25 protein-coding genes are annotated in these 26320 nt (G+C 66.2%); 12 read left to right on the top strand and 13 right to left on the bottom strand.

Annotation, left to right across the window (positions count from 1 at the left end):
* Positions 1-88: 88 nt before the first annotated feature.
* A complete protein-coding gene (pyrE, locus tag C935_RS0102800; RefSeq protein ID WP_018860992.1) occupies positions 89-724 on the top strand; it encodes an orotate phosphoribosyltransferase in 636 nt (211 codons plus the stop codon).
* 5 nt (positions 725-729) lie between these two features.
* Here the strand turns inward: pyrE and C935_RS0102795 are convergent, their stop codons facing one another.
* The 3 genes from C935_RS0102795 to C935_RS0102785 all read right to left on the bottom strand — a co-directional run bounded on the left by C935_RS0102795 (position 730) and on the right by C935_RS0102785 (position 3602).
* The gene (locus C935_RS0102795; protein ID WP_018860991.1) at positions 730-1746 is read right to left on the bottom strand and encodes a LysM domain-containing protein; all 1017 of its coding nucleotides are present in this window, start codon (positions 1744-1746) and stop codon (positions 730-732) included.
* 2 nt (positions 1747-1748) lie between these two features.
* Positions 1749-2579 carry a PP2C family serine/threonine-protein phosphatase gene (locus C935_RS0102790; RefSeq protein ID WP_018860990.1) on the bottom strand — a complete coding sequence of 277 codons (831 nt, stop codon included), beginning with the start codon at positions 2577-2579 and terminating at the stop codon, positions 1749-1751.
* 72 nt (positions 2580-2651) lie between these two features.
* Positions 2652-3602, bottom strand: coding sequence for a PDC sensor domain-containing protein (locus C935_RS0102785; protein WP_018860989.1), 951 nt, complete (start codon positions 3600-3602; stop codon positions 2652-2654).
* A 297-nt stretch (positions 3603-3899) separates the two neighbouring features.
* Between C935_RS0102785 and C935_RS0102780 the strand changes: the two genes are divergently transcribed.
* On the top strand, positions 3900-4901 hold the full coding sequence (locus C935_RS0102780) for a 2-hydroxyacid dehydrogenase (protein ID WP_018860988.1): 1002 nt from the start codon (positions 3900-3902) through the stop codon (positions 4899-4901).
* A gap of 63 nt (positions 4902-4964) precedes the next feature.
* On the opposite strand, the gene C935_RS0102775 is transcribed toward C935_RS0102780, so the two are convergent.
* The 4 genes from C935_RS0102775 to C935_RS0102760 all read right to left on the bottom strand — a co-directional run bounded on the left by C935_RS0102775 (position 4965) and on the right by C935_RS0102760 (position 9377).
* Positions 4965-5924, bottom strand: coding sequence for an MBL fold metallo-hydrolase (locus tag C935_RS0102775; protein WP_018860987.1), 960 nt, complete (start codon positions 5922-5924; stop codon positions 4965-4967).
* Between the two features lie 11 nt (positions 5925-5935).
* Positions 5936-7288, bottom strand: coding sequence for a chromate efflux transporter (gene chrA, locus C935_RS0102770; RefSeq protein ID WP_018860986.1), 1353 nt, complete (start codon positions 7286-7288; stop codon positions 5936-5938).
* The gene (locus tag C935_RS0102765) at positions 7285-8256 is read right to left on the bottom strand and encodes a chromate resistance protein ChrB domain-containing protein (RefSeq protein ID WP_018860985.1); all 972 of its coding nucleotides are present in this window, start codon (positions 8254-8256) and stop codon (positions 7285-7287) included. Before C935_RS0102765 ends, chrA begins: the two co-directional genes overlap by 4 nt.
* Positions 8257-8363: 107 nt before the next feature.
* Positions 8364-9377 carry a class 1 fructose-bisphosphatase gene (locus C935_RS0102760; protein ID WP_018860984.1) on the bottom strand — a complete coding sequence of 338 codons (1014 nt, stop codon included), beginning with the start codon at positions 9375-9377 and terminating at the stop codon, positions 8364-8366.
* Between the two features lie 220 nt (positions 9378-9597).
* On the opposite strand from C935_RS0102760, the gene C935_RS0102755 reads away from it, so the two are divergent.
* On the top strand, positions 9598-10863 hold the full coding sequence (locus C935_RS0102755) for a 6-phosphofructokinase (RefSeq protein ID WP_018860983.1): 1266 nt from the start codon (positions 9598-9600) through the stop codon (positions 10861-10863).
* A 9-nt stretch (positions 10864-10872) separates the two neighbouring features.
* Here C935_RS0102755 and C935_RS12920 read toward each other — a convergent pair whose 3' ends face one another.
* A complete protein-coding gene (locus C935_RS12920; RefSeq protein ID WP_081616571.1) occupies positions 10873-11112 on the bottom strand; it encodes a GDCCVxC domain-containing (seleno)protein in 240 nt (79 codons plus the stop codon).
* A gap of 157 nt (positions 11113-11269) precedes the next feature.
* Here C935_RS12920 and C935_RS0102750 point away from each other — a divergent pair, with 157 nt between their 5' ends.
* From C935_RS0102750 to C935_RS0102740, 3 genes are all read left to right on the top strand, one after another.
* Complete coding sequence (locus tag C935_RS0102750; RefSeq protein WP_026278605.1) at positions 11270-11710, top strand: hypothetical protein; 441 nt, start codon at positions 11270-11272, stop codon at positions 11708-11710.
* A gap of 166 nt (positions 11711-11876) precedes the next feature.
* Complete coding sequence (locus C935_RS0102745; RefSeq protein WP_018860981.1) at positions 11877-12296, top strand: PA2779 family protein; 420 nt, start codon at positions 11877-11879, stop codon at positions 12294-12296.
* Between the two features lie 7 nt (positions 12297-12303).
* Positions 12304-13332 carry a PA2778 family cysteine peptidase gene (locus C935_RS0102740; RefSeq protein WP_018860980.1) on the top strand — a complete coding sequence of 343 codons (1029 nt, stop codon included), beginning with the start codon at positions 12304-12306 and terminating at the stop codon, positions 13330-13332.
* Between the two features lie 11 nt (positions 13333-13343).
* Here the strand turns inward: C935_RS0102740 and C935_RS0102735 are convergent, their stop codons facing one another.
* On the bottom strand, positions 13344-13571 hold the full coding sequence (locus C935_RS0102735) for a hypothetical protein (RefSeq protein ID WP_018860979.1): 228 nt from the start codon (positions 13569-13571) through the stop codon (positions 13344-13346).
* Between the two features lie 142 nt (positions 13572-13713).
* Between C935_RS0102735 and coaD the strand changes: the two genes are divergently transcribed.
* The 3 genes from coaD to ggt are packed head-to-tail and all read left to right on the top strand — an operon-like array spanning position 13714 to position 16193.
* Positions 13714-14205, top strand: a complete 492-nt coding sequence (coaD, locus tag C935_RS0102730; protein ID WP_018860978.1) for a pantetheine-phosphate adenylyltransferase — start codon at positions 13714-13716, stop codon at positions 14203-14205.
* Positions 14206-14238: 33 nt separating this feature from the next.
* Positions 14239-14487, top strand: coding sequence for a YfhL family 4Fe-4S dicluster ferredoxin (locus C935_RS0102725; RefSeq protein ID WP_018860977.1), 249 nt, complete (start codon positions 14239-14241; stop codon positions 14485-14487).
* 2 nt (positions 14488-14489) lie between these two features.
* Positions 14490-16193 carry a gamma-glutamyltransferase gene (gene ggt / locus C935_RS0102720; protein WP_018860976.1) on the top strand — a complete coding sequence of 568 codons (1704 nt, stop codon included), beginning with the start codon at positions 14490-14492 and terminating at the stop codon, positions 16191-16193.
* A gap of 118 nt (positions 16194-16311) precedes the next feature.
* On the opposite strand, the gene rpsT is transcribed toward ggt, so the two are convergent.
* Positions 16312-16581, bottom strand: a complete 270-nt coding sequence (gene rpsT, locus C935_RS0102715; RefSeq protein WP_012981510.1) for a 30S ribosomal protein S20 — start codon at positions 16579-16581, stop codon at positions 16312-16314.
* Between the two features lie 160 nt (positions 16582-16741).
* Here rpsT and C935_RS0102710 point away from each other — a divergent pair, with 160 nt between their 5' ends.
* A complete protein-coding gene (locus C935_RS0102710; RefSeq protein WP_018860975.1) occupies positions 16742-17272 on the top strand; it encodes a DsrE family protein in 531 nt (176 codons plus the stop codon).
* 46 nt (positions 17273-17318) lie between these two features.
* Here the strand turns inward: C935_RS0102710 and uvrD are convergent, their stop codons facing one another.
* Positions 17319-19532 (bottom strand): DNA helicase II, encoded by a 2214-nt coding sequence (gene uvrD / locus C935_RS0102705; protein ID WP_026278604.1) that lies wholly within the window; start codon positions 19530-19532, stop codon positions 17319-17321.
* 177 nt (positions 19533-19709) lie between these two features.
* On the opposite strand from uvrD, the gene C935_RS0102700 reads away from it, so the two are divergent.
* Entirely contained in the window at positions 19710-22511 is a 2802-nt protein-coding gene (locus tag C935_RS0102700; RefSeq protein ID WP_018860973.1) for a 2-oxoglutarate dehydrogenase E1 component, read from the top strand.
* Between the two features lie 28 nt (positions 22512-22539).
* Positions 22540-23853, top strand: a complete 1314-nt coding sequence (gene odhB, locus C935_RS0102695) for a 2-oxoglutarate dehydrogenase complex dihydrolipoyllysine-residue succinyltransferase (RefSeq protein WP_018860972.1) — start codon at positions 22540-22542, stop codon at positions 23851-23853.
* A gap of 152 nt (positions 23854-24005) precedes the next feature.
* Here the strand turns inward: odhB and ubiB are convergent, their stop codons facing one another.
* Positions 24006-25691 carry a ubiquinone biosynthesis regulatory protein kinase UbiB gene (ubiB, locus tag C935_RS0102690; protein ID WP_018860971.1) on the bottom strand — a complete coding sequence of 562 codons (1686 nt, stop codon included), beginning with the start codon at positions 25689-25691 and terminating at the stop codon, positions 24006-24008.
* Entirely contained in the window at positions 25691-26314 is a 624-nt protein-coding gene (locus C935_RS0102685) for an SCP2 domain-containing protein (protein WP_018860970.1), read from the bottom strand. The genes ubiB and C935_RS0102685 overlap by 1 nt, the downstream gene beginning before the upstream one ends.
* Positions 26315-26320 lie beyond the last annotated feature (6 nt).

Below are 26320 nucleotides of genomic sequence, written 5' to 3'. Positions count from 1 at the left end.
CGGCGCGCGCCGGTGCAGGAAAGGGCTGGCCCGATGATTACGGCCACGGCTGTGTCAGAATACGGCGTTTTCCGACCGGAGCCCCACGATGACCGCCCATGCCTTTCTCGACTATGCCCTGGAACGCGACGTACTGCGCTTTGGCGAGTTCACACTGAAGTCGGGGCGGGTGAGCCCGTATTTCTTCAATGCCGGCCTGTTCAACCGGGGCTCCGATCTCGTGCGCCTGGGCGAGTTCTATGCGCAGGCAATCGTCGATTCCGGGGTCGCCTTTGACCTGGTCTTTGGCCCTGCGTACAAGGGCATCCCGCTGGCCGCGGCCGTCACCGAAGCACTGTATCGCGATCACGACATGGACCGTCCCTGGGCCTTCAACCGCAAGGAGGCCAAGGACCATGGCGAGGGCGGCAACATCGTGGGCGCACCACTGGCCGGGCGCGTACTCATCGTGGACGACGTGATCACCGCCGGCACCGCGATCCGTGAATCGGTGGACTTGATCCGCGCGGCGGGCGCCACGCCAGTGGCGGTGGCCATTGCCCTGGATCGCGAAGAGCGCGGCCGTGGCGAGCGCTCGGCGATTCAGGAGGTCGAGGACGATCTGGGAATGGAGGTCGTGCGCGTGGCTCGGCTGGGGGACCTGGTGCAGATGCTGGAGCAGACCGGCCGCGCCCCCGAGCACCTCGAGGCCCTGCGCGCCTACCGCGCCGAATACGGGGTCTGACCGGCTCAGGAAGCGCCTTCTTCCGAGCGTCCCAGCCGCTCCAGGCGGCGCTGCAGTTCCAAGGCCCGCAGGCGGTATCCGCGTGCGGCCTCGAACTCGGGGTCCAGCTTTAGCGCCTCGTCCCACAGGGCAATCGCCTCTTCCAGGTCCTGATTGCGGTAACGCTGGATGGCCGCTGAATGCAGCTCGTCCTTGCGCTGTTCACGCAGTTTCTCGCGCGCCTCCCGGGCCGCGTCACGGCTGGAGTCGGCCTCCAGTGCGCGGTCGTAGGCGGCCAACGCGGCCTCGGCGTCACCCGCATCCCGGGCCTCGTGCCCGCGCTGCTCCCAGTAGCGGCCCTCCACCGCGCGTTCCAGCTCGTCGAGTCGCTGCCCCCGAAGGCCATTATCGGCCTGTGCACGCGCCTGCCGCACCCCATCGCGCGCCTCTCCGTAACGACCCGCCTCCAGGTCGGCCTCGATCGCGCGCAGGTAGGCATCTTCGTCGTCCCTTCCGCCAAGGGCCGCCAACTGCTCGTCGAGCCCCTCTGCATTGGCGGCGGGTGCCTCGCGCGCGGCAGTCTCCGGTATGCGCAGGCGTTGGCCCGCCAGTAGCCGCGACGGGCGATCGATATCGTTGTAGCGTGCGAGGATCAGGAAGCGATTGGCGTCGCCCAGGTACCGTCGGGCCAGCTGGCCCAGTGTCTCACCCGGCTCCACGGTGTGCGAAAAGTAGGCCGAGCCCAGTTCCTCGCGTGGGTCCGCATCCAGCTGCGCGCGCAGGCTGCGCGCGACCCTGTGCTCGGGCTCTTCCTCCAGGAATCGGTCCAGCGCGGGATCTGCCCGTTTTATGTCCCCTTCCTGCAGGGCCTCGATGATCTCCGCGATGGCCAGGTCCTCCGCCGGCGCGGATCCTTCTGCAGGGGCCTCTTCTGAAACCTCGGGTACCTCGGTGACCGGTTCATCCCCTTCGACTCCCAGTATCGCGCAGCCGGCTAGTAGGGCGACGAGGGGAATTGCTGCCCCGACAACAAGACGCGTCATGTTCAGTCCAGGGGCCAGAAGAGGATGGCAAGGACGGCGAGCAGTAGCAGACCTCCCAGCAGCATCGGCCGGATGGCGGCACGCAGGTGGTGCCGATCGGGGGTGGTCATGGCCTGTGCACGCCATACGGTGATGGACACATTGTCGCCATGCGCGCCGCCGCGCTGTGCCGCGCGGGCGGCCGCCTGTGTACAGGCTGCCTGAAGATCCGGGTGACTCATCCATCGAGCGCTCTCCTCGGGACCCAGCTGTTCCCAGTATCCATCGGAGCACAGCAGGAAGCGGCTGTCGGATGTCAGCGGGGCATCGCCATGGTCCACCCGTAACGGATCCACTACGCCCAGGGCCTGCAGGAGCTGGTTCTGTTCGGGGTGTGTTGCCATGTCTTCTTCGCGGATCTCGCCGGCATCGACCAGCGCCTGCACGCGGGTGTGGTCCCGGGTGCGCGTCATCAGGCGCTCCCCCTCGAAGTGATACAGACGGCTGTCGCCGCAGTGCGCCCACCAGGCCCGCTCTGGCCCGACATACAGCGCCACCAGCGTGGTGCCTGGTTGTTTGTCGGGCGCGGCTCCGGGATCATGGAGAGCGGCCTGCGTCTGGCGAAAGAGATTCTCCAGCAGTGCCGGCGGATCCTGCGGGTGGGCAGCGCAGTCGTCCCACAGGCGCTCGGCGGTAGTGATCGCCGTGCGCGCCGCAAACGCCCCGTCGGCGTGCCCGCCCATACCATCGGCCACCACCAGCAGCGCATGCTGGTTGTCCGGACAGGTCAATACACAGGCCGCGTCCTGTTGTTCGCGGCGCCCACCGATCTCCTTGGCTACTGCGGTCTCCATACCGGGCCCCTGCCTGATGTCGTGCCCATCATGGCCCAGAGGACGGGCTACTGTCAGTGCGACGGGCGTCCTTTAACCCGTGGCGCCGATCCAGAAGTCGATGGAGCGGCCGAGGAAGTCGTCCCAGGTCATGTAGTGGGAGCCGTCGCAGGAGAAGGTCAGGCTGACCATGCCGTTGAACAGGTTTATCGAAGCCGAGCGCAGGTAGATGGTTTCGTCGGCAAAGCGCAGGGCCTTCAGCCCCTGCAGTACGCGGCCAACGGCCTCCTTCGGGATCAGGGCCTCCTCCGGATACGGTTCGTGAGGGAAGGCGAGGCAGACATCCGGATCGGCCAGCGACTCGTGGGTCAGGATGCGGTAGCGGTAAGGGTCCTCGGTGGTCCAGAGCGTCGCCCGCGAACTGGAAAAGTGGAACACCCCCTGGAACACGCCGCGTTCGGTAAACAGTTCGTCCAGGATGGCCAGCGCGGTGTCCATGTTCTGGTCCATCAGACTCTCGGTGCGGCTTTGCAGAAACAGCGTTCCACGGATGGACGGATCGCCCTTGATCTGACGCCACTCGCTGGGCTCCTCGTAGAGGTCCTCCGACAGATCCGGCAGGTTGCGCAGGTCGAAGTCCGCACCCAGGAAGCCGAGTGCCGTGCCGTTCTTGTCGCGCACCAGCTGCAGCGCAGTCAGTGACGGGCGGCGACCGAGCAGGCTGATGTACGCCTCCGAGAGCAGAAAGCCCTCGGCCGGCACGGCTTCCTTCATGTAGGGACGCTGCGAGCGGTCGCGACCGAAATGTTCCGGCAGCACGCCGCTGCGCGAGATGTTGTCGGACAGCTGGATACCCTCGGTATTCAGCGCATACACGAAGGTGGCCTCGGGGATTTGCCGGATCGCCTCCTCCAGGATCGAATCCAGCGTCTCGCGTTGTGGCCAGGCTGCGCTCAGGCGCGTTGCAATGTCGGCCAGCGGCTCCTGTAGTCGGGCCTCCAGGTATTCGCGCTGGTGCTCGATTGCCTTTTTCAGTTCCGTCATGGTGCGCTGTCGCCTCTTCTCAGTGCAGCGTGATTATCCCCGATCATGGATGGCACTGTCGTGACGGGCCTCCGGGCGTTCGCGTGTTACTGACGCTGTCGGTATTTAGCAGGAACTGTGCCTGCAGGCATGCACCGGCGACTGGACGATGGCGTGGCGCCAGGGGCGTGCTGGCACAGTGTGTGCTGGTGATGCAACCATGCCACGACATATGCGGTCGTCGAAGTGCGGGCGACTTGGCTCGTGGCTCGCCTGCCGCGAAGATGGGTGCGATTGTTTCGTGTGGAGCCGATATTGATGCAAGTCGCCGTATTCAGTACGCAGAGCCATGATCGCGAGTTTTTGACCCCGGCTTTTCGACAGGTCGGTCTTGAACCCCGCTTCATCGAAGCCAAGCTCGACGCCAGGACGGTGAGCGAGGCAGAGGGCGCGGGTGCGATCTGTGCATTCGTGAACGACGACCTGGGGCCGGCTGTACTCGACCGGCTTCGTGACTTTGGTATTCGGGTGATTGCATTGCGTTGCGCTGGTTGCGACAACCTGGATCGAGCGCACGCCCAGGGGCTGGACATGCAGTGTGCCCGTGTGCCCGCCTACTCCCCCAATGCCGTCGCCGAACATGCACTGGCGTTGTTGCTGGCTCTGAACCGCCATATCCCGCAGGCCTGGGAGCGCGTGCGGCGCGGCAATTTCGCCCTGACGGGCCTGGTGGGTTTCGATCTGGCGCGGCGCGCCGTCGGCGTGATTGGCACAGGCAATATCGGCTCCGCCTTCGCGCGTGCGCTTCAGGGCATCGGGGCGCATGTGCTGGCGTACGACCCCTACCCCAATCCGGATCTGCAGGCCGCTGGGGTCGAGTACTGTGCGCTGGACAATCTGCTGGCGGCCTCCGAGGTGGTGAGTCTGCATTGCCCGCTTACCCCCGAGACACGCTATCTGATGAATGCCGAACGCATTGCACGGTTGCCGCGTGGTGCGTTGTTGATCAATACCGGGCGAGGCGGCTTGCTCGATACCGACGCAGCCGAAGCGGCGCTCGATTCGGGGCAACTGGGCGGGCTGGGGCTCGATGTCTATGAAGATGAAGCCGGCCTGTTCTTCTATGACTGGTCGGCGCAGGGGCTTCCGGACGCCCGTCTGGCGCGGCTGATGCAGCGCGACGACGTGCTGGTGACCGGCCATCAGGCCTTTCTGACCCGCGAAGCTCTGGAAAGTATTGCGCAGCAGACCAGCAACAATCTGCGCACGATGCTCGATGACCCGAGTGCGGGCGCGCAACTCGATGGGCGGATCGTATAGGGCGGATCGTAAAGCGGTCGAGCGAAACGTCCGGCGCCGGCGGGCGCCGGACGTGGCTGGTCGCTAGAACAGGGCGCTTTCGGCTTCCTGATAGGCGATATTCGTATTGCGCGGGGCCAGGTCGTCGAAGTCGGCCAGATCCTGCCAGGGCGAGTCGTCAAAGGCGCGGATCGCGGACTGCATGTCGGTGCCCATGTCCACCGCCTCGTACATGTGGTCCCACAGCGCGCGCAGGTAGTCGTGGGTCGGGTGGTCGAAGGTCGACAGTGCGCCCGGCTCACCGTGGCCCGGGATGAATTTCGCATCCGCGTATTCATCCTGCAGGAGTTCATAGGCCTCCAGCCAGCCCTCCATGCTGCCGTCGGGCAGGATGGCCAGCAGGCGGCCCCCGTAGAGCACGTCGCCGGCAAACACGACGTTGTCGGGCTCGACCACCGCGATCAGACTGCCGTGGGTGTGGGCGCTGCCCACATGGCGAACGTCCAGGGTGATGCCCCCCAGGTCCAGCTCCTCGCGATCCTCGACCATCACGTTCGGTGGTTCGGGCTGCTCGGTGGAGCCTTCCGGCCGATCCAGTGCGTTCTCGAGTTGCATGGCGAACATCGAGGCGTTCCCCTGCATGCGATCAGCGGCCTCGGGAGCGGCCAGGATGTCGGCGCCGGCCTCGCGAAAGACGTCATTGCCCATGAAGCGGTGCGGCTGCGAATTGGTGTTGATCACGTAACGCACCGGCTTGTCTGTCGTGGCGCGGATATGCTCCAGCATCTCTTTGGCCATCTCCGGGGTATGGCCAGAATCGATCACGGCCACGGCGTCTTCGCCGACCACGTAACCCAGGTTCATGCGAAAGCCCTGGTTTTCGGTGTCCGGCCCGCCGTACGGCCCGACCCACGCATGGGCATGATCCGAGACCGCCTCGGGCTCCGGCAGGATGGGCGCTTCCTTGGCCGCGAGCATCGGGCTTAAAGCCAAAGCCGCCAGGGCCAGAACGAGCAGGGCCCTGTTGCGGGTTTTTTTCAGCATGTCACGTACTCCTAGAGCAGAAGCTGATAGCCCGCACCGAGGGCGGCACAGACAGCGATCAGCGGGATGATCCCGACCCGGAAACGGGCCAGGGCGATGAAGGCGGCAATGACCATCAGTGCCGAGAACCATTCGAATGCACCTTCGAATCCGTCTGGCCACAGCACGTGCCAGGTGAAGAACACAGCCAGGTTCGTGATCACGCCGACGACGGCGGCGGTGATGCCGGTCAGCGGCCCCGTAAAGTGCAGGTCCCCGCGGGTGCGCTCGACCAGCGGTGCGCCGACCAGGATGAACAGAAACGAAGGCAGGAAGGTAAAGAAGGTCGCGACCAGCGCACCCAGCAGGGCGGCCAGCACGATCTGGTCCGGCCCCAGAAAGGCCTGCGTCCAGCCACCGATGAAGCCGACAAAGGTGACGACCATGATCAGCGGGCCGGGTGTGGATTCGCCCAGGGCCAGGCCGTCGATCATCTGCGTCGGACTGAGCCAGCCATAGGTCTCGACCCCGCCCTGGTACACGTAGGGCAGTACCGCATAAGCCCCGCCAAAGGTGACCAGTGCGGTCTGGGTGAAGAATTGCCCCATGCGGGTCAGCGTGGCATCCCAGCCGAACACGGCGAGCAGGGTCCCGAACACAACGGCCCACAGGCCCAGGCCAACCACCAGAAAGCGGATCACCCGTGCCCAGCGGAACTGCATCCAGGGGGCGGGTGGCGTGTCGTCGTCCACTACTGCCGGGCCATGGGACTCGGCACTGCCGGTGCCGTGCGATTCGCCGCTCTGGAAGCGCTCCGGCCAGACGCGGCTGCCCAGCCAGCCGAGGATACCCGCAGTGATGATGATGTACGGGAACGGGATGTTGAGCGCAAATATCGCCAGAAAGGCCGCGATGGCCATCAGCCACAGCAGGCCGTTGTTGAGTACCCGCCCGCCGATGCGCCAGCCGGCATAGACGATGATCGCGACCACCGCCGGCTTGATGCCGTAGAACACGGCCTCCACCGTGGGAACGTCGCCAAAGACCAGATACGCCCAGGAAAGACCGCTCATCAGAAACAGCGACGGCAGGATGAACAGCAGCCCGGCCATCAGTCCGCCGAAGGTGCCGTGCAGCAGCCAGCCGAGATAGGTCGCCAGCTGCTGGGCCTCGGGTCCTGGCAGCACCATGGTGTAGTTCAGCGCATGCAGAAAGCGTTTCTCGGAGACCCAGCGACGCCGTTCCACCAGCTCGTCATGCATCATGCCGATCTGCCCGGCGGCGCCACCGAAGCTGATGAAGCCGAGTTTCAGCCAGTAACGAAAGGCCTCGCCTCGAGTGGGCGGGTCGGGTCGTTGTGTTGTCGCCTGCTCGGGATCCGTCATCTGGAGGCCCCTCCGGATTGTTGTTCATAGGCCTGGCGGAGGTCGTGCAGCACCGGGGTCACCCGGGCCAGCAGGGCATCGTCGTCCGCGCACTGCTGTTTGGCTCCGGTCAGGATGCTCTCGAAGCCCGGCGCTTCGGGGATGGGGCGGCCGCCGACATCCAGGAAGTGCACCATCTCGGCCAGGCCGGCGAGGCCGCTGTCTTGCTCCAGGCCGAAGGCAGCCAGCAGTACCTCGAAGGTGACGCGGTCGCCGACGTGGGTGAAGGCGGCCCCGTCGAAGTCGAACCCCAGGGCCTCGGCCGGGCAATCGGCCGGGGTGGAAAGCCAGACGAAGCGGGCTTCCGGGTCGATGAATTCGCGGATCAGCCAGGCACTGGCGACCCGGTCCACCCACATGGCCGCGCGCGTAGCCCACAGCCGGCCCCGGTAGTCCGCCAAGTCCAGCCGCGGGATTCCGGAATCCGGTGCGGGCGAAGGTTCGTCCGGCGAGAGCATCGACTGGGCCGCGGACTCGAGCCGGGACAACTGGACCTCCAATGGGTCGCGTCCGGGGCCCGGGAAGTAGTCGGTGCGGCGCAGCTGGTCCGCCTCGCGGTGGATCTGGCGCAGGCGCTTGAGCAGTTCGGCCTCGCCCAGCCCGGGCAGCTGGCCCAGGAGGGTCTCGGCGCTGGTCTGCAGCGCGCGGTACTCGGCCTCGCGGTCGAACAGGCTGCGGTAATGCACCTGTTCCTGGGCGCTGGCGGCGACCGGCAGGTGGTAGGCCTGGTTGCCTGCCGCCCGGGCGGATTCCGCCAGCTCCAGCAGGGCATCGCGCAGATCGGAGCGATTGGGCAGGAGGTAGACCCCGTCGCGCAGCGTGGCGGCGCCCAGCGCCTTCAGCGCCCGCCAGAGCCTGACCCGGGTCGAGTCCTGCCCGCTCTGAAAGGCGAGGATGAGCAGTTGCCAGTCGGTATCCGATGGTTCCATGTTACAGATATAGCAGTAACGTTACGGGTGTTACAAGAACAGGCTTTCGGGCACGAAAAAGCCCGGCGCCTTGCGGGGCCGGGCTTGCGCTACAAAGGGCGTGGGGATCAGCCCTCGTTGTGGTAGCCGGTGATGCGCTCCACTTCGTTCTTCGCGCCCAGGACCACCGGCACACGCTGGTGGATGCCTTCGGGGCTGATGTCCATGATGCGCTCGCGGCCGGTGGTGGCGGCGCCGCCGGCCTGTTCGACGATGAAGCTCATCGGGTTGGCCTCGTACATCAGGCGCAGCTTGCCGGTCGTGCCCTTGGCCTGCATCTTCGTGTCCATCGGGTACATGAACACCCCGCCACGGCACAGGATACGGTGCACCTCGGCGACCATGGAGGCGACCCAGCGCATGTTGAAGTCCTTGCCGCGCGGGCCTTCCTTGCCGGCCAGGCACTCGTCGATGTAGCGCTTGATCGGCGCCTCCCAGAAGCGGCTGTTGGACATGTTGATCGCGAACTCCTGGGTGTCCTCGGGGATTTTCACACTGTCCTTGGTCAGCAGGAACTCGCCAAAGTCCTTGTCCAGGGTGAACATCTTCACGCCCTGGCCGGTGGCCATCACCATCATGGTGGATGGGCCGTACAGGCAGTAGCCGGCGGCGACCTGCTTGGTGCCCGGCTGCAGGAAGTCCTCGGTCTTGGGGTCGGTCACGCCCTCGGGGGCCTTCAGGATCGAGAAAATCGTGCCGACGGAGACGTTCACATCGATGTTGGAGGAGCCGTCCAGCGGATCGAACAGCACGAGGTAATGACCACGCGGCTCACCGGCCGGCATCTCGCAGATCTCGTCCATCTCCTCGGAAGCCAGGCCGGCCGCATGGCCGTTGTGGCTCAGGCTCTCGATAAACACCTCGTTGGTGATGATGTCGAGTTTCTTCTGCGTCTCGCCCTGCACGTTCTCGGAGCCGGCGGAGCCAAGCACGCCAACCAGATCGCCCTTGTCGACGAGGTTGGAGATCTTCTTGCACGCCACGGAGATGTCGTTCAGCAGACCGGTGAATTCGCCGGTTGCGCCCTGGATGCCGCGCTGGGTTTCGATGATGCAGTTGGTCAGAGTGGTGCCGATATGCATGATGCAATCCTGATGCTGTTGTGAATCGGGCGACACAGCGCGAAATGGGGCACACCAGCCCCATCGCGGGGCGAACGGCCCCGGCGCGCCGGGTGTCAAAGGCGGCATAGTGTAGCAAAAGCACCCTTTGTGGCCGATCTGTAGCACTGATGGCGGAGCGACGGCCCTGGCACTGCGTTTGCTCGCCATCCGGGACCCCCAACAAAAATGGAGGATTTATATGCCGCAGAACGCGCTGTATGCCCAGTCGGGCGGGGTCACCGCCGTCATCAACGCCAGCGCCTGGGGAGTTATCGAGGCGGTGCGCGCCCATCCCGCCCATTTCGGCAAGGTCTATGCGGCGCGCGACGGCATCCTGGGTGTCCTGCGCGAAGAGATCATCGACCTCGATCATGAAGACCCGCTGACCCTGGCGGCCCTGCGCCATACACCGGGTGGGGCGTTTGGCTCCTGCCGCTTTGACCTGGGCGACCCGGACAAGGACCCGGAGCAGTACGAGCGTCTGGTCGAGGTCTTTCGCGCCCACGACATCGGCACCTTCTTCTACAACGGCGGTGGCGGCTCCATGGATACGGCGCTGAAGATCGCGAAGATGGGTGAACGCATGGGCTTTCCGATCAAGGCCATCGGCGTGCCGAAGACGATCGACAACGATTTGGCCGTCACTGATTCCAGCCCGGGGTTTGGCTCCGCCGCCAAGTTCATCGCCACGGCGGTACGCGAGGCCAGCCTGGACGTCGAATCCATGCATACCAGTTCCACCAAGGTGTTCGTGATGGAGGTGATGGGGCGCCATGCCGGCTGGCTGGCGGCCGCAGCGGCGCTGGCGCAGGAGTTCGACGGCCAGCCGCCGATGCTGATTCTGTTCGCCGAGATCCCGTTCGACCAGGAGGATTTCCTCGAACACCTGAACCGCACCATCGAGCGCCACGGCTACTGCGTGGTGGTGGTCTCTGAGGGGCTCAAGAATCCCGACGGGGGCCTGTTCTCGGTGGCGCAGAACCACGATGTCTATGCCTACACCCAGCTTGGGGGCGCCGCTCCGCGCCTGGCCGAACTGATCCGCGACAAGACGGGCCACAAGCTGCACTGGGCCGTGGTGGACTACATCCAGCGAGCCGCGCGCCATATTGCGTCGAAGGTGGATGTGGAGCAGGCCTATGCCTGTGGTCGGGCGGCGGTGGAAGGTGTGGTAGCGGGGGAGGATGCCTTCATGCCGATCATCCGGCGTGACTCCAGCAAGCCGTACCGCTGGAGTATCGGATTCACCTCGCTGGAGACCGTGGCCGATATCGAACAGGGCATGCCACGCAACTACATCACCCCGGATGGCTACGGCATTACCCAGGCCGCGCGGGACTATCTGCGGCCGTTGATCCAGGGCGAGGACGCGCCGCCATTCGAGCGCGGCCTCCCCTGCTATCCACGCATTCGTGGTGAGTTGCTGCCAAAACGCTGCCCCCCGTTCGAGGTCAAGACGGAGTAGGCACCCAGGTCATCGGCCCGAAGGTCTCGCGGGTGTACAGCAGCCGCCCGGGCCTTTCTGCTGAAGGGGCGGGCAGGGCACGGTTCCAAAGGAACAGAACACGCAGCAATTGCCTGGAAGCGGGCGCAGCAAAACGCCGCAGCCCGTGCACTCGTAGAACCACTGGCAGGCGTCGACAGGCATCGTTTCTGTCTTCTCGTGCCCGCACTCGGGGCAGGTCAGAGTCGAATCCAGGACGATTTCATTCATCCGAGTTTCAGGCGAAGGTGCGATCATGTGTCAACGTACGGGTTTTTCCGGTGAGGAAAAACCCTTTGTGGCGCCCGGAAACGGCATATACGGCGTAATTCCGGCGTCTAATGTGTGATAAAGGCCACGCAAGAGGGCCAGCCAAGGTCCAGAGATTGTGGAGGACATCATGACAAGCCAGATTTTGAACCGGACATTGGTGGGCTTTTCAGCCGCAGCCTTGATGAGCCTCGCGTTCGCCGCGCCCGGTACCGTGGCGGCGCAGGGCGCCTACTGGCTGCCGGCCGACGGTTCACCTGACAATATCAAGGTCGAATACCGCCTGCGCGACCATGGCTGCGACAACGTGCGTGGTGAATGGCGCGTGGTGAACGAGAGCGATGATTACGTCGATGTGACCGTGACCAAGACGGCCTACACCTGCCCGGGCGAACTCGATGACGACGTTCGTACGACGGTGCGTCGCTTTGGCACGATTGCTCCCGGCGACATGCGCGAGCGCACGCGCGACGACAGCGTCTGTGGCGGTGCCTGGGCCCGCTCGGTCGAGGTGCTGGAGTACGAGATCGAGAAGGTTGACCCGGCCGAGGAGACCTGATTGCATCCGCGTGTCGCGGTCCGAGTGTCCGGCATGGCGCTCAATTGCGTGACGGGTATTAAAAAAATGAGCGATTCAGGGCTTGGCGCATCCGAGCCGGCGGGTACACTGAAATAGCTTTCCCGGCGGATTGTCGGGCCTGTTCAATCGAAAAAGGAGTTCGACCATGTCCCACGCACCGCATCGCCGTTGGTTGTCCGCCCCTGCCGCTTTCCTGGTTGCGATGGCGCTGGCCTTGTTGCCCGCGACCCCAGCTTTCGCCGGCGTAGGGATGGTGGATACTGGATCCATGATCCAGCAGACGAGCGCTGATGACACCCGCGCTCAACTGCTCAAGCAGCTGGATGATCAGGCTGTTCGCGAAAAGCTGGTCGAGATGGGGGTGGACCCCGACCGTGCCCAGGAGCGTGTAGCCCGCCTGACGCCGGACGAGCTGGCCCAGCTTGAGGCCCGCATGGAGACCGATCCGGCCGGCGCCGCCGGTGTAGTGGGTGTGGTCGCGATCGTGTTCATCGTGCTGGTGATCCTGGATGCGGTCGGTGTGACCGATATCTTTGCGTTTGTGGGCCCTGCCCGCGAACGCTAGACACCTGATGATGCCTTTGTTCTGGCGGCGAGCCCCCGGGCTCGCCGCGCTCGTTTGCGGCCTGTTCGCCGCGCTCTGGCTCAGTGGCTGCGCCACTGCGCCGCAAAGCGCCCAACTATCCAGTGAAACCCCGGACGACCTGCCCACCCGCGTCGAGCTGGAAGACACCCCATTCTTCCCGCAGGAGGATTACCAGTGCGGTCCGGCAGCCTTGGCCACGGTGCTGGGGGCCCGTGGGATCGATGCCTCGCTGGAAGAGTTGATCGACGAGGTCTATATCCCGGCCCGCGAGGGCAGCCTGCAGGCGGAGATGCGCGCGGCGGCCCGTGCCCGTGACCTGGTGGCCTACCGCGTGGAGCCGCAGCTGGAGGCGATACTGCGCGAAGTGGCGCAGGGTAACCCGGTGGTGGTGTTCCAGAACCTCGGGGTGGCGATGTTCCCCGAATGGCATTTTGCCGTGGTGATGGGCTACGACCTGGAAGAGCGCGAGGTGTACCTGCGCAGCGGACCCATCGAGCGCCATGTGAATTCGTTTTCCCGCTTCGAGCGTACTTGGGCCCGTGGTGATCGCTGGGCCTTTCTGGTGATCGAACCGGACCAGTTGCCGGCCACGGCCGAACCGCTGCGCTGGCTGCGGGCGGTGAACGAGCTGGAGCAGGTGGGACGTCTGGGCCCCGCCGCCACTGGCTATCAGACTGCGATGGAACGCTGGCCGGAGCACCCGATTGGCTATGTCGGACTCGCGAACGTGGCCTTCGCCCAGGGCGATCTTCCGACGGCGGAGGACGCATTGCGTCAGTTGATCGACCGTGATCCGCAACGGCACGAGGGCTGGAACAACCTGGCCCATGTGCTGATTGCCCGCCAGTGTGGCGAGCAGGCCCGCGAGGCCGCCAGTTGCGCGGGCAAGCTGGCGGGACCCGGGAGCTATGCCCCGACCCTGGGGGCTGCGGCCGGGGCGCCTGACGACGGCGATCAGTGTCGCGCCCTGCCGTCCTGCCCCGCGGCGCTGGAAGCACGCGCGCCGCAGGAGTAGCGGGAAGCCCGTCAGGCCTTGCGCTTTTCCAGAGTCTGTTCGGCGTGCTTGAGGACCAGCCCCAGGTTCTGTTTCTCGACGTCCGTGACCTGCGGGTCTTCCTTCACGGCGTGGCGCAGGTGCTCGATCAGCTGGGCGAGTTCCTCGCGCGAGATCTGGTGGAAGTTGAACCCGCCCCCGTAGCGGGCCTCGAGCTGGTCCCAGTAATCGGCGAGCGGCGGGCGGTAGTCATCGGTCATCGGTAGCCTCAGGCGGCGGTGGACGAGACGGGGCAGTGTAAAGCCTGGCCCGGCGTTTTCCGAACATGCCCGTGTGGGGGTGTTTGGTGTGCCCCCACCCCTTGCGGTCTAATACGGGACTTGTTCTCTGCTGGCTGTTGGCATGCCCCAAGTCACCGCGATTTATCCCGGCACCTTCGACCCGATTACCCACGGGCACACCGATATCGTGCGCCGTGCCGCGCGCCTGTTTGATCGCGTGGTGATCGCGGTGGCCGCCAATCCGAACAAGGGACCGGCCTTTCCACTGGAAACCCGGGTCGCGCTGGCCGAGGAGGCGGTGAAGGGAATCGAAGGGGTCGAGGTCCAGGGTTTCAACGTCCTGCTGGCTCGGTTTGTCCACGCCCAGGGGGCGAACGTGATCCTGCGCGGCCTGCGCGCGGTATCGGATTTCGAACATGAATTTCAGCTGGCAGCAATGAACCGCCAGCTGGCTCCCGAGGTCGAAACGCTGTTCCTGACCCCGGCGGAGGAATACAGCTTCGTCTCCTCCAGTCTGGTACGGGAAATCGCCCGTCTGGGCGGAGACGTCTCAAAATTCGTAAGCCCCGGCGTGGCGCGTATGCTGGCCGAACAAAACGGCGAGGCCCGCTAGGCTGGGCCCGCGACTGGATGCGAGGAAAAGCCCATGGCCCTGATGATCACCGATGAATGCATCAACTGCGATGTCTGCGAGCCCGAGTGCCCGAACGAGGCCATCTATCCCGGTGACGAGATCTACGAGATCGACCCGGAGCGCTGCACCGAGTGCGTCGGGCATTACGACGAACCGCAGTGCCAGGATGTCTGCCCGGTCGATTGCATCCCGCTGGATCCTGACCGTCGGGAGACGCGCGAGCAGCTGCAGGCGAAGTACGAGAAGCTGATGGGCGCGTAACGATGCTTGGGCGCCTGCTCCCCGTCGCCCTGGTTGCCGCCCTGCTGGCGGCGCCCGTTCAGGCCGAGGGGCCCGGCCAGGGAGCGGTGGCCTCCGCCCATTCGGAGGCCACCGCGGCGGGCGAGCGCATCCTCGCCGCAGGGGGCAACGCGTTCGATGCCGCCGTCGCCGTGACGGCTGCCCTGGGCGTGGCCGAGCCCTACGGTTCCGGCCTTGGCGGCGGTGGGTTCTTTTTGCTTTACGACGCGGAAAATGACCGCAGCGTAATGCTGGATGCCCGCGAGACGGCCCCGGGCGAGGCGCATCGCGACATGTACCTGGACGATGATGGCGAGGTGGTCGAGGGGCTGTCGCTCGATGGGGTGCTCGCGGCTGGCATCCCCGGTATGCCAGCGGGTATCGATCACCTGTCCCGCCACTACGGCAGCCTGCCGCTTGGCGATACGCTAGAGCCGGCGATCCGCCTGGCAGAAGATGGTGTCGAGGTGGGCGGCCGCTACAACCAGATGGCGAGTTTCCGCCACCAGGCGCTACGGGATGGCGCTGATGCCGCGCAGATCTTCCTCGATAATGGCGACGTGCCGGACGCGGGCATGCGCCTGGTGCAGCCGGACCTGGCCGATACCCTGCGCCGCCTGGCCGAAGAGGGCCGCGACGGCTTCTACACCGGGGCCCTGGCCGAGCGCCTGGTGGAAGGCGTGCGCGAGGCGGGCGGTATCTGGACGCTGAAGGATCTTGCGGGCTACAAGGTCGTCGAGCGCGACCCGATCCACATCGAGTATCGCGGCGCGCGAATTACCACCGCATCGCCGCCGTCCTCGGGCGGCGTCGCCCTGGGGCAGATCCTCAACATCCTGTCGTTCTACGACCTCGAAGAGCTGGCCCCGGATCTGCGTGCGCACCTGACCATCGAGGCGATGCGCCGCGCCTACCGTGATCGTGCCGAGTACCTGGGTGATCCGGATCATGTCGACATGCCGCTGGAGCGGCTATTGTCGCGCGACTACGCGGCCGGGTTGCGTGCGACCATCCACCCGGACGAAGCCACGCCCAGTCGCTACCTGCCGCTATCGGTGGACCCGCAGGCGGATGTTCCGGATCCGGCGCAGGCCACCGAGAGCCCGGAAACGACTCATTTCTCCGTGATCGATGCCGACGGCAACCGCGTGGCCGCCACGTTGACGCTGAACTACCCGTTCGGTTCCGGCTATGTGGTGCCCGGTACCGGGGTCCTGCTGAACAACGAGATGGACGACTTCTCGGCCAAGCCGGGCGTGCCCAATGCCTACGGCCTGATCGGGTTTGAGGCCAACGCGATTGCCCCGTATCGGCGGCCCCTGTCGAGCATGAGCCCGACCTTTGTCGAGACCGACGATCGGGTGGCGATCCTGGGAACCCCGGGCGGGAGCCGCATCATCACCATGGTGCTGCACGGTATCCTGGGTGTGGTGGAAGGCCTGGACGCGGAGGCAATCGTCGAACAGCCGCGTTACCATCACCAGTACCTGCCGGACCGCGTGGAACACGAGACGAGCGTGTTCGATATGGACACGCGTGGACAATTGGTGGCGCGTGGTCACCGCCTGGTGCCGCAGGTGCGGCCGTTCGGTGACATGCAGGCGATCCTGTGGAATCGCGGCGAGGGACGGCTGGAGGCCGCCTCCGATCCGCGAGGCGAGGGGCGTGCCCGCGTACTGATCGAATAATACGTGCCCGTATGGCTACGCCCTGGAGTGTCCACGCAAAAAGCCGCGCCCGGACATGATCCGGGCGCGGCTTTGCGGGCGATCCGGTTCGGAGCAGGGCCCCGAACGGCCGGGGCCGTTAGCCCTGGGCCAGGTCGCGGATGCGGGCGTTCAGACGGCTCTTGTGGCGGGCCGCCTTGTTCCGGTGGATCAGCCCCTTGCTCACGGTCGCGTCGATGACCGGCACGGCCTTTTTGTAGGCCTCGCTGGCCGCCTGGGCATCGCCCTGCTGCAACGGTTTCAGCACAGCCTTCATGGCCGTGCGGAAACGGGAGCGCAGCGCCATGTTGTGAGCGCGATTCTTGACCGCCTGACGGGCCCGCTTACGGGCAGAAGCAATATTCGCCAAAGTACTTCCCTCGCGTTGATGCGCTAGGTTCTGGAAAAGGCGGCAGAGCATACCGCTGGCCCAGGTTCGCGTCAACCTTGGGGCGAGCCCGTTATGGATGGCGTGGCCCGGTCGCGACGTCTACTGTATAAGACAAGACCACCCTACAAGGAGAACTACGATGTTTCCGCTCTCCCGCGCCGTTCGAATGGCACGCCTGCCCGGTTTTGCGATGGCCCTGATGCTGACGGGCCTGCTGTTCGCCGCGCTGGCGTTCACGCCCCGCGCCGAGGCCATGGAGCCCGAGGCCAAGGTGGTGTATCACGCCGATTTCGCTGACCCCCGGCGTTTTTCCGCGATGCTGACGAGCATCAACAACATGATGACGCACTATCAGAACGAGTTCATGGATGTGGACGTGCGCATCGTGTTCGTCGCGCACGGCATCCGTTTCCTGACTGACGACGACCTCGCCGATACACCTTTCGAAGCTGACGAGGAGCTCAAGGAAGAACGCGATACCCTGCGCGGTCGCCTGATGAGCTTGGCCAGCACCCATGGCGTCAAGCTGGAGTTGTGCGAGATCACCCGTTCGCAGATCGGTCTGGACCAGGATGAGGTTTACGACCACGTCGAGTTTGTGCCCTCGGGTGTGGTACGCATCGCCGAGTTGCAGAACGAGAAGGGATTCGCCTACATCAAGATCGAGTGATCGGTCCTGCAGTCCGTAACCCGAAGCCCCGCCTCGGCGGGGCTTTTTAGTGCTGGCCCAGGACCTCGAGCTTGGCGAAGCCGAGTACCAGCCACTTGGATCCGGCGTGGGCGAAGTTCACCTGCACTCGTGCCGAGTTGCCGGAACCCTCGAACTGGGTAACCAGGCCTTCGCCGAACTTTGCATGGTGCACGCGGGCCCCGATGGACAGACCATTGTCGCGGGCGGAGGCATCCGCGGTATCCAGTGATCCACAGCCCGCGCTGCGCTGGCGGCTGGCTGCGAAGCGCCCTGCGCCATACGGCGAGGCCTGCGGGCGCAGCACCTCCAGCGCGTCCTCCGGGATCTCGTGGATGAAGCGCGAGGCGACGTTGTAGGACTCGCGGCCATAGAGGCGCCGGGTTTCGGCATGGATCAGGTACAGCTCCTGCTCCGCGCGGGTCATGCCGACGTAGGCCAGGCGGCGCTCCTCCTCCAGCCGTCCCGGCTCCTCCAGCGAGCGCGCGTTGGGGAACAGGCCCTCCTCCATGCCGGTCAGGAAGACCAGCGGGAACTCCAGGCCCTTGGCGGAGTGCAGGGTCATCATCTGCACCGCATCCTCGTGCGGGTCGGCCGCGCCCTCGCCGGCCTCCAGCGCCGCGTGGGCAAGGAACTCGGTCAGGCGGTTGCCTTCGCCTTCCTCGCTCTCGGCGGTGGATTCCATGTCGAAGGCCCGCGCCGCACCCACCAGTTCGTCCAGGTTCTCCAGGCGCGCCTCGCCGCGCTCGCCCTTCTCCTTCTTGTAGTGCTCGCGCAGCTGTGCGCGCTCGATCGCCTGTTCCACCTGATCGGCGAGCGGCTGGCGCGGCAGCTCCTGCTGCAGGGTGTGGATCAGCTGTACGAAGCTGGCGACCGCGTTGCGCGCGCGCCCGGGCATGGCGTCGGAGTCGACCGCATGGGCGGCCGCCTGGAGCAGGCTGGTGTCCGCCGCCTGGGCTGCCTGACGCAGGCCCTCCAGGGTCTTTTCGCCAATCCCGCGCGGCGGCTGGTTGACCACGCGCAGGAAGGCGGCATCGTCATCGCCATTTCCGGCCAGGCGCAGGTAGGCCAGGGCGTCGCGGATCTCCTGGCGCTCGAAGAAGCGCAGGCCGCCGTAGACGCGATAGGGCATGCGCCGCGCGATGAAGGTCTCCTCCAGCACGCGCGACTGGGCATTGGAGCGATACAGGACCGCGCACTCGCGGTACAGCCCGCCCTGGTCCACATGGCGGGCGATGGTCTCGGCGACGAAGCGCGCCTCTTCCTGCTCGTTCAGCGCGGTGTACAGGCGCACCGGGGCACCTTCCTTGTCCTCGGTCCACAGCTCCTTGCCCAGGCGGCCTGAGTTGTGGCGGATCAGCGCGTTGGCGGCGTTCAGGATGTTGGCGCTGGAGCGGTAGTTCTGCTCCAGACGCACGACCTGGGTGCCCGGGTAGTCCTGCTGGAAGTGCTGGATGTTCTCGATCTTCGCGCCGCGCCAGCCGTAGATGGACTGGTCGTCGTCGCCGACCGCGAATACCGGGCTGTCGCCGGCCAGCAGGCGCAGCCAGGCGTACTGGATGTCGTTGGTGTCCTGGAACTCGTCAACCAGCACATGGCGAAAGCGCGTGCGGTAGTGCTCCAGCAGGGCCTTGTTGTCGCGCAGCAGCTCCAGCGAGCGCAGCATCAGCTCGGCGAAGTCCACCACCCCGGCGCGCTCGCAGGCCTGCTGGTAGGTGGTGTAGATACGCACCCACTGGCGCGCGACCGGGTCGCCGGTATCCGGCAGGTGTTCCGGGCGCGAGCCCTCGTCCTTGCGCGCATTGATGTACCACTGCGCCTGTTTCGGTGGCCAGCGCGCCTCGTCCAGCTCCAGGCCGCGCAGCACGCGCTTGACCATGCGCAACTGGTCGTCGGAGTCGAGGATCTGGAAGCCCTGCGGCAGCCGGGCATCCTGCCAGTGCTGGCGCAGCAGGCGGTGGGCCAGCCCGTGGAACGTGCCGACCCACAGTCCAGTCGCCGGGTGTCCCAGCAGCGCCTCAATGCGCCCCCGCATCTCGGCCGCCGCCTTGTTGGTGAAGGTGACCGCCAGCAGGCTGTGCGGAGCCACGCCCTCCACGCCGATCAGCCAGGCGATGCGGTGTACCAGCACGCGGGTCTTGCCGGAGCCGGCACCGGCCAGCACCAGCAGCGGTTGCGGCGGGGCGGCCACGGCCTCGCGCTGGGCCGGGTTCAGGGAATCGAGCAGGGGAGAGACATCCATGCGCGAATGGTAGGGAAACCCGGGCGGAATCGCACGTTGCGCATGCGGGACGTGTGCCTTCGCCCGCGCAAACGCGCTACTCTCGGACACAACCTTCATCGGTCCCGTGCGGGGAACCTCGCCGCCGAGAGTGGTCCCAAGTAACAACACCGCGCAAGAGTAATCGGAACATCGCGAATGAACGACATGCCCTCGCTGCACCGGCTGGATACGCCGGTCTCCGGACAGGAGCTGCACCCGGACAACCTGCTTTTCGCCGAGACCCTGCTGGAACGCTACCGCGAGGACCCGGAGTCCGTGCCGCCGGCCTGGGCCGATTACTTTCGTTCGCTGGAGGGGGCGCGGCGTCGGGAGCGCCGTCGGCGTTCCAGCGATCGCCCGGATCTGGCGCACGAGCAGTTGCAGATCCGGGTACTGCAGTTCATCAATTCCTATCGCTACCTGGGCCACTTCGGGGCGCGTCTGGATCCGCTGGAGCGCGAGGCGCCCGAACCTCCGGTGGAGCTGAGCCGGGAGTATCACGGCCTGGATCGAGTCGGCCCGGACATCCTGTTCGATCCCGGCTCCCTGTTCATCGAGGGACCGGTGTCCCTGGACACGATCGAGCGGGTTCTGCGCGAGACCTATTGCGCGACGATCGGTGCCGAGTACATGCATATCGCGGCGACCGAGGAAAAGCGCTGGCTGCAGGAGCGCCTGGAATCGGCCCATGGCCATTTCGACTTCAACGACGATACGCGGCTGGCCATTCTTGAACGCCTGGTCGCGGCCGAGGGCCTGGAGCGTTATCTGCATCGGCGCTATGTCGGGCAAAAGCGCTTTTCCCTGGAGGGCGCGGAGAGCTTGATCCCGCTGCTGAACGCGCTGGTCCAGCGCGGTGGCGCGCGCGGGCTGCAGGAGATCGTGCTCGGCATGGCGCATCGCGGGCGCCTGAATGTGCTGGTCAACCTGTTCGGCAAGGCCCCCTCGGAACTGGCCGGCGAGTTCGAAGGGCGTCCGCGTGATGATCGTGGCACCGGGGACGTCAAGTACCACATGGGTTTCTCCTCGGGTGTCGAGACACCCGGTGGCCCGGTCCATCTGGCACTGGCGTTCAACCCCTCGCATCTGGAGATCGTGACGCCCGTGGTCGAGGGCTCGGTGCGCGCCCGCCAGGTGCGTATCGGCGACCGCAAGGGCAACCGGGTGATGCCCGTGGTGATCCATGGCGATGCCGCGTTCGCCGGACAGGGCGTGGTCATGGAGACCCTGAACATGTCCCAGACCCGGGGGTTCTCCACCAAGGGAACGGTGCACGTGGTGGTGAACAACCAGATCGGGTTTACCACTTCCACGCTCAAGGACGCGCGTTCGACACATTACGCGACCGATGTCGCCAAGATGGTGAATGCGCCGATCCTGCACGTGAACGGCGACGACCCCGAGGCCGTGGTGTTCGTCACCCAGGTCGCGCTGGACTACCGCATGCGCTTCGGCAAGGACGTGGTGATCGATCTGGTCTGCTACCGCCGACAGGGGCACAACGAGGCCGACGAGCCGGCCGCTACACAGCCGCACATGTACCGGCATATCCGTGACCTGCCGACGACCCGCGAGCTTTACGCCCGCACACTGATCGAGGCCGGGCTGACCGATGAGCAGTCCCAGGACGACGAGATGGAGTCCTATCGCGGCCGTCTGGATGCCGGCGAGCCGGTCGCGTTGTCGCTGCACCAGAATGGGCACGGCACCACGACCAACTGGGAACCGTACCTGCATCAGACCTGGGATCAGGACGTGGAGACAGGGGTCCCGGCCGACCGTCTGTCACGGATGCTGGACCAGCTCTCCACACCGCCGGAGGACTTCCAGGTCCATCCGCGCGTACAAAAGGTCCTCGACGCGCGCCGCGCTATGGCCGCGGGCGAACAGCCGCTGGACTGGGGCGCGGCCGAGACGCTCGCCTATGGGGCGCTGATCCAGGACGGCTACCGCATCCGTCTGTCCGGGCAGGATTCCGGGCGTGGGACATTCTTCCACCGTCATGCGGTGCTGCACGACCAGGAAACTGGCAAGTCCCTGGTACCCCTGCGGCGACTGGATCCGGATCATCCGCGTTTTTTGATCATCGATTCGCTGCTGTCCGAGGAGGGCGTGCTGGCGTTCGAGTACGGGTATGCGACCGCCGCGCCGGAGGCACTGGTGATCTGGGAGGCGCAGTTTGGCGATTTCGTGAACGGTGCGCAGGTGGTGATTGATCAGTTCATCTCCTCCGGCGAGCAGAAGTGGGGCCGGCTGTGCGGGCTGACGCTGCTGCTGCCGCATGGCTATGAGGGCCAGGGCCCGGAGCATTCCTCGGCACGCCCCGAGCGCTTCCTGCAACTGGCCGCGCAGGAGAACATGCAGGTCTGTGTGCCGACCACACCCGCGCAGATCTTCCATCTGCTGCGGCGGCAGATGGTGCGTCCGTACCGCAAGCCGCTGGTCGTGATGACCCCGAAGAGCCTGCTGCGCCACCAGGAGGCCGTCTCCGATCTCGACGCCCTGGCGAACGGGCAGTACCAGACCGTGATCGACGATGCGCGCATCAAGGACCCCGACGCCGTCAAGCGTGTGCTGCTGACCAGCGGGCGCATCTACTATGATCTGGCCGCCAGCCAGTCCGAGGGCGATCATTGGGATGTCGCCATCCTGCGCCTGGAGCAGTGCTACCCGTTCCCCGAGGCGCGCCTGACCGAGTTGCTTGGGCGCTATCCGCACGCGGAGGAGTTTGTCTGGGTGCAGGACGAGCCCGAGAACCAGGGCTATCTGGAGTTCGTGGCCCCGCGCATCAACCCGATGCTGGCGGTGCGCGGCCAGACGCTGCACGCGGTCGCGCGGCCTCCGGCCGCCGCGCCGGCGGTCGGTTATCCGGAGGTCCACAAGGCACAGTTGAAGGATCTGCTCGAACGGGCGTTCGGCCCGATCAGCTCGCGCGATACCCCGCACCCCACGCCCTGAACACTGACGCACGGCACAAGGAAGAGAGATGGCATCCGACCCCACCCCGATCCAGGTCCCCGAACTCCCGGAGTCCGTCGCCGATGCGACGGTGGTCGCCCTGCACAAGAAGGCGGGCGATGCGGTCAAGCGCGATGAGCTGATCGCCGAGCTGGAGACCGACAAGGTCGTGCTCGAGGTCTCCGCCCCTTCTGCTGGCACCTTGACGTCGCTGGAGGTCAGCGAAGGTGACACCGTAAAGACCGATGCGGTAATCGGCTATCTGGGTGCGGCCGAGACGTCTGTTGAAAACGATGTCGATGCCGAAGAGGAGGAGCCTCCGGAGCCCGCGCAATCCTCTGATGAGTCAGGGGAGACGTCCGGGCAGACTGCCGAGGCCGGGACAGCTGACCAGACTCCTGACAGTGCCAGCGGCGCGTCGGATCGCGACTCCGGTACCGCGCCGCCGCCCAGCCCGTCCGTGCGGCGCCTGCTGCAGGAGGCCGGGCTCCAGGCCGAGGATGTCGAGGGCACCGGCGAGGACGGCCGCATCCTGCGCGAGGACGTCGAGCGCGTGCAGACGGACCGGTCGCGCCGCAGCGAGGCGCCGTCTTCGGCGTCGCCCCAGGGGCGTGCCCCGGAGCGCGAGCGGGCGCCGTCCGCCGGCGGTATCGAACGTGTCCCGATGACGCGTCTGCGCGCGCGCATCGCCGAGCGGCTGCTGGAGGCCAAGCAGTCCACCGCGATGCTGACGACCTTCAACGAGATCGACATGTCTGCGGCGATGGACCTGCGCGCCCGCTACAAGGAAACCTTCGAGAAACGCCACTCGATCAAGCTGGGCTTCATGGGTCTGTTCGTCGCCGCTGCCAGTCGCGCGCTGGAGCGTTTCCCGATCATCAACGCCGCGCTGGATGGCGAGGAGATCGTCTACCACCATTACAGCGACATCGGCATCGCCGTGTCCTCGCCGCGCGGGCTGGTGGTGCCGGTGTTGCGCGATACCGGCAACGCCAGCGTCGCCGACATCGAGCGACGCATCCGCGACTTCGCGGAACGCGCCAGCGACGGCAAGCTGGACATCGACGAGCTGCGCGGCGGCACCTTCACGATCACCAACGGCGGTGTGTTCGGCTCGCTGTTCTCCACCCCGATCGTGAACCCGCCGCAAAGCGCCATCCTCGGCATGCACGCGATCAAGGAACGCCCCGTTGCGGTGGACGGCGAGGTGGTGATCCGGCCGATGATGTATATCGCCCTCTCCTACGACCATCGCCTGGTCGACGGCGCCGACGCCGTACGCTTCCTCGTCGCCATCAAGGACGCAATCGAGGACCCGGCACGCCTGCTCCTCGACGTCTGACCTCGCCGCCCCGGGCCGCCCCGCCGCTCCCTGTAGGAGGCCAGCCCTCTGGCCGAGGGGTGTTGGATAAGTCGCTGTCGGCCAGAGGGCTGGCCTCCTACAGTCGGCACCGACACGGTCCGTGGCCGAACGGGCGAGTCGGCTCGTGGGGTTCAGGTACGGTCGACGGGGCGGCGGTACGGGCCCGGGCGCAGCCCGAACAGCAGCATGGCGGCGCCGACCAGGCCGAGTGGCCAAGCCGGCCAGGCTAGGCCGAGCCATGTGGGCACGTCGAGCTGGGTGGCCAGCCCCGCGAGGGCGAGCAGCCCCGCGCCTCCCCAGGCCTCGTGTCGCCGGCGGTTCTGGCGGCGCAGCCCCTCTTCCAGGTCACGGATCTGCTGGCGCAGGGCGGCGTCGCGTTCGGCGCGTTGCTCCTCTACCGTCAGGGCCTTTTCCAGGTGCATGGGCATCTCGGGCAGCTGGGCGAGCAGGCGCGGCAGGTGCTGCTGCGCATTGCGGATGAATGCGCGCACGCCCATGCGCTCGTGCATCCAGTCCTCGATGAACGGCTTGGCGGTGGTCCACAGGTCCAGCTGTGGATACAACTGGCGGCCCAGGCCCTCGATGTTCAGCAGGGTCTTCTGCAGCAGCACCAGCTGCGGCTGCACCTCCATGTTGAAGCGCCGTGCGGTCTGGAACAGGCGCAGCAGGACCTGGCCGAAGGAGATCTCCTCCAGCGGGCGCTGGAAGATCGGCTCGCAGACGGTGCGGATGGCCGCCTCGAACTCGTCCACGCGGGTGTCCTTCGGCACCCAGCCGGATTCCACGTGCAGCTCCGCCACCCGGCGGTAGTCGCGGTTGAAGAAGGCGTGGAAATTCTCCGCCAGGTAGCGCTGGTCGGAGTCCAGCAGCGAGCCGACGATGCCGAAGTCCACCGCCAGGTAGGTCGGGTCGTCCGGGTGGGTGGCATCGACGAAGATGTTGCCCGGGTGCATGTCGGCGTGGAAGAAGTTGTGCCGGAATACCTGGGTGAAAAAGATTTCCACCCCGCGTTCGGCCAGCAGCTTCAGGTCTACATTGCGTTCACGCAGCGCGGCGATGTCCGCCACCGGGATGCCGCCGATGCGCTCCATCACCAGTACGTTGCGGCGGGTGTAGTCCCAGATGATCTCCGGGATGTACAGCAGGTGGCTGTCCTCGAAGTTGCGGTGGATCGCGGCGGCGTTCGCGCCCTCGCGGATCAGGTCCAGCTCATCGGTGACGGTCTTTTCGTATTCGTCCACCACCTCGCGCGGGCGCAGGCGCTTGGCCTCGGACCAGTAGCGATCCGCCAGGTCCGCGATCAGGTGCATCACCTCGAGGTCCGCGCGGATGGTCTTGAGGATGCCGGGGCGCACGACCTTGACCACCACCTTGCGCCCGTCCTGCAGCGTGGCCGCGTGTACCTGGGCGATGGAGGCCGAGGCGATCGGGGTGTCCTCGAACGTGGCGAAGGCGATCTCGATCGGGCGTTCCAGTTCCGCCTCGATCAGCGCGCGCGCCTGCTCGAACGGGAACGGGGGCACCCGGTCCTGCAGCCGCGCCAATTCGATCGCGATGTCGTCCGGCAGCAGGTCGCGTCGGGTGGACAGCATCTGCCCGAACTTGATGAAGATCGGCCCCAGGTCCTCCAGCGCGCGGCGGATGCGCTCGCCGCGGGTGCCTTCAGTGCGGCGAAACCAGTTCCAGGGCGCGAGGTAGAGCAGAAAGCTCAGTGGCCGCAGCGGCTTCAGCGTGAACAGGATGACATCGAGGCGATAGCGCACCAGGACCCGCGCGATGGTCCACAGCCGCAGCCCCCGGTACAGCGCGCGGCGCATCAGGCCTGCCGGTCGTCGGTATCGGAGACGGACTGGGTCTCCATCTGGCGCAGCCGCGCATCCAGCCGGGCGACTCCGTCACGCAGGTCGGCGACGTCTTCGGCAAAAGCCTCAAACGCCCCGCCGGCAGGCAGCCACTCCAGCTCGTCGCGCAGATAGTCGGCGGTATCCTCCGCGGAGCGGCGGCCGAGGTGGCGCAGGCTCCCGCGGGCCTGATCCAGCAGGTGGCGCAACGGCCCGGCGGCCCCGGCGCCGGCAAAGCGCTCGAACAGCCCCTCCCAGTCGACCCCGGAGTCGCGCAGCGCATGCTGCAGATCGGAGAGGACGGTGGCGTCACCGGTGATGGTCAGCCCGGAGCGGTCGTCGCGCCCCAGCGCCGCGGCCAGCGACAGCGGCGAGCCCGCCAGCTGCACATCTACCGGGTCCTCGACACCACCGACGACCTGCAGGCGATCCGCGGCCCCGGCCAGTGAAAAGGCCAGCCCCGGGGGCTCGATCACGATAGCGATCGCGCGCCCGGCCAAGCGCGCCCGGTCCTTCTCCGGCGCGCTCGCCAGGTGCTCGTTCAGCGCGACCTCGATCAGGGCCGTGAACGGACTGGGCAGTGCGATGGGTTCGGCCATGAAAAC

This window comes from Thioalkalivibrio sp. ALJ3 (assembly GCF_000377205.1).
In the GTDB taxonomy this organism is placed as follows: Bacteria; Pseudomonadota; Gammaproteobacteria; order Ectothiorhodospirales; family Ectothiorhodospiraceae; genus Thioalkalivibrio.
The sequence above is the reverse complement of the archived record's forward strand: the minus strand, read 5'-3'. Positions and strand labels throughout refer to the sequence as shown.

Coding starts and splice junctions, on each gene's coding strand:
- coaD (WP_018860978.1), top strand. CDS start 13,714: ATGCCCCAAGTCACCGCGATTTATCCCGGCACCTTCGACCCGATTACC.
- C935_RS0102785 (WP_018860989.1), bottom strand. CDS start 3,602: ATGACGGAACTGAAAAAGGCAATCGAGCACCAGCGCGAATACCTGGAG.
- uvrD (WP_026278604.1), bottom strand. CDS start 19,532: ATGGATGTCTCTCCCCTGCTCGATTCCCTGAACCCGGCCCAGCGCGAG.
- C935_RS0102790 (WP_018860990.1), bottom strand. CDS start 2,579: ATGGAGACCGCAGTAGCCAAGGAGATCGGTGGGCGCCGCGAACAACAG.
- C935_RS0102740 (WP_018860980.1), top strand. CDS start 12,304: ATGATGCCTTTGTTCTGGCGGCGAGCCCCCGGGCTCGCCGCGCTCGTT.
- C935_RS0102725 (WP_018860977.1), top strand. CDS start 14,239: ATGGCCCTGATGATCACCGATGAATGCATCAACTGCGATGTCTGCGAG.
- C935_RS0102795 (WP_018860991.1), bottom strand. CDS start 1,746: ATGACGCGTCTTGTTGTCGGGGCAGCAATTCCCCTCGTCGCCCTACTA.
- C935_RS12920 (WP_081616571.1), bottom strand. CDS start 11,112: ATGAATGAAATCGTCCTGGATTCGACTCTGACCTGCCCCGAGTGCGGG.
- ggt (WP_018860976.1), top strand. CDS start 14,490: ATGCTTGGGCGCCTGCTCCCCGTCGCCCTGGTTGCCGCCCTGCTGGCG.
- chrA (WP_018860986.1), bottom strand. CDS start 7,288: ATGACGGATCCCGAGCAGGCGACAACACAACGACCCGACCCGCCCACT.
- C935_RS0102775 (WP_018860987.1), bottom strand. CDS start 5,924: ATGCTGAAAAAAACCCGCAACAGGGCCCTGCTCGTTCTGGCCCTGGCG.
- C935_RS0102700 (WP_018860973.1), top strand. CDS start 19,710: ATGAACGACATGCCCTCGCTGCACCGGCTGGATACGCCGGTCTCCGGA.
- C935_RS0102685 (WP_018860970.1), bottom strand. CDS start 26,314: ATGGCCGAACCCATCGCACTGCCCAGTCCGTTCACGGCCCTGATCGAG.
- C935_RS0102745 (WP_018860981.1), top strand. CDS start 11,877: ATGTCCCACGCACCGCATCGCCGTTGGTTGTCCGCCCCTGCCGCTTTC.
- pyrE (WP_018860992.1), top strand. CDS start 89: ATGACCGCCCATGCCTTTCTCGACTATGCCCTGGAACGCGACGTACTG.
- ubiB (WP_018860971.1), bottom strand. CDS start 25,691: ATGCGCCGCGCGCTGTACCGGGGGCTGCGGCTGTGGACCATCGCGCGG.
- C935_RS0102710 (WP_018860975.1), top strand. CDS start 16,742: ATGTTTCCGCTCTCCCGCGCCGTTCGAATGGCACGCCTGCCCGGTTTT.
- C935_RS0102780 (WP_018860988.1), top strand. CDS start 3,900: ATGCAAGTCGCCGTATTCAGTACGCAGAGCCATGATCGCGAGTTTTTG.
- C935_RS0102765 (WP_018860985.1), bottom strand. CDS start 8,256: ATGGAACCATCGGATACCGACTGGCAACTGCTCATCCTCGCCTTTCAG.
- odhB (WP_018860972.1), top strand. CDS start 22,540: ATGGCATCCGACCCCACCCCGATCCAGGTCCCCGAACTCCCGGAGTCC.
- C935_RS0102760 (WP_018860984.1), bottom strand. CDS start 9,377: ATGCATATCGGCACCACTCTGACCAACTGCATCATCGAAACCCAGCGC.
- C935_RS0102755 (WP_018860983.1), top strand. CDS start 9,598: ATGCCGCAGAACGCGCTGTATGCCCAGTCGGGCGGGGTCACCGCCGTC.
- C935_RS0102735 (WP_018860979.1), bottom strand. CDS start 13,571: ATGACCGATGACTACCGCCCGCCGCTCGCCGATTACTGGGACCAGCTC.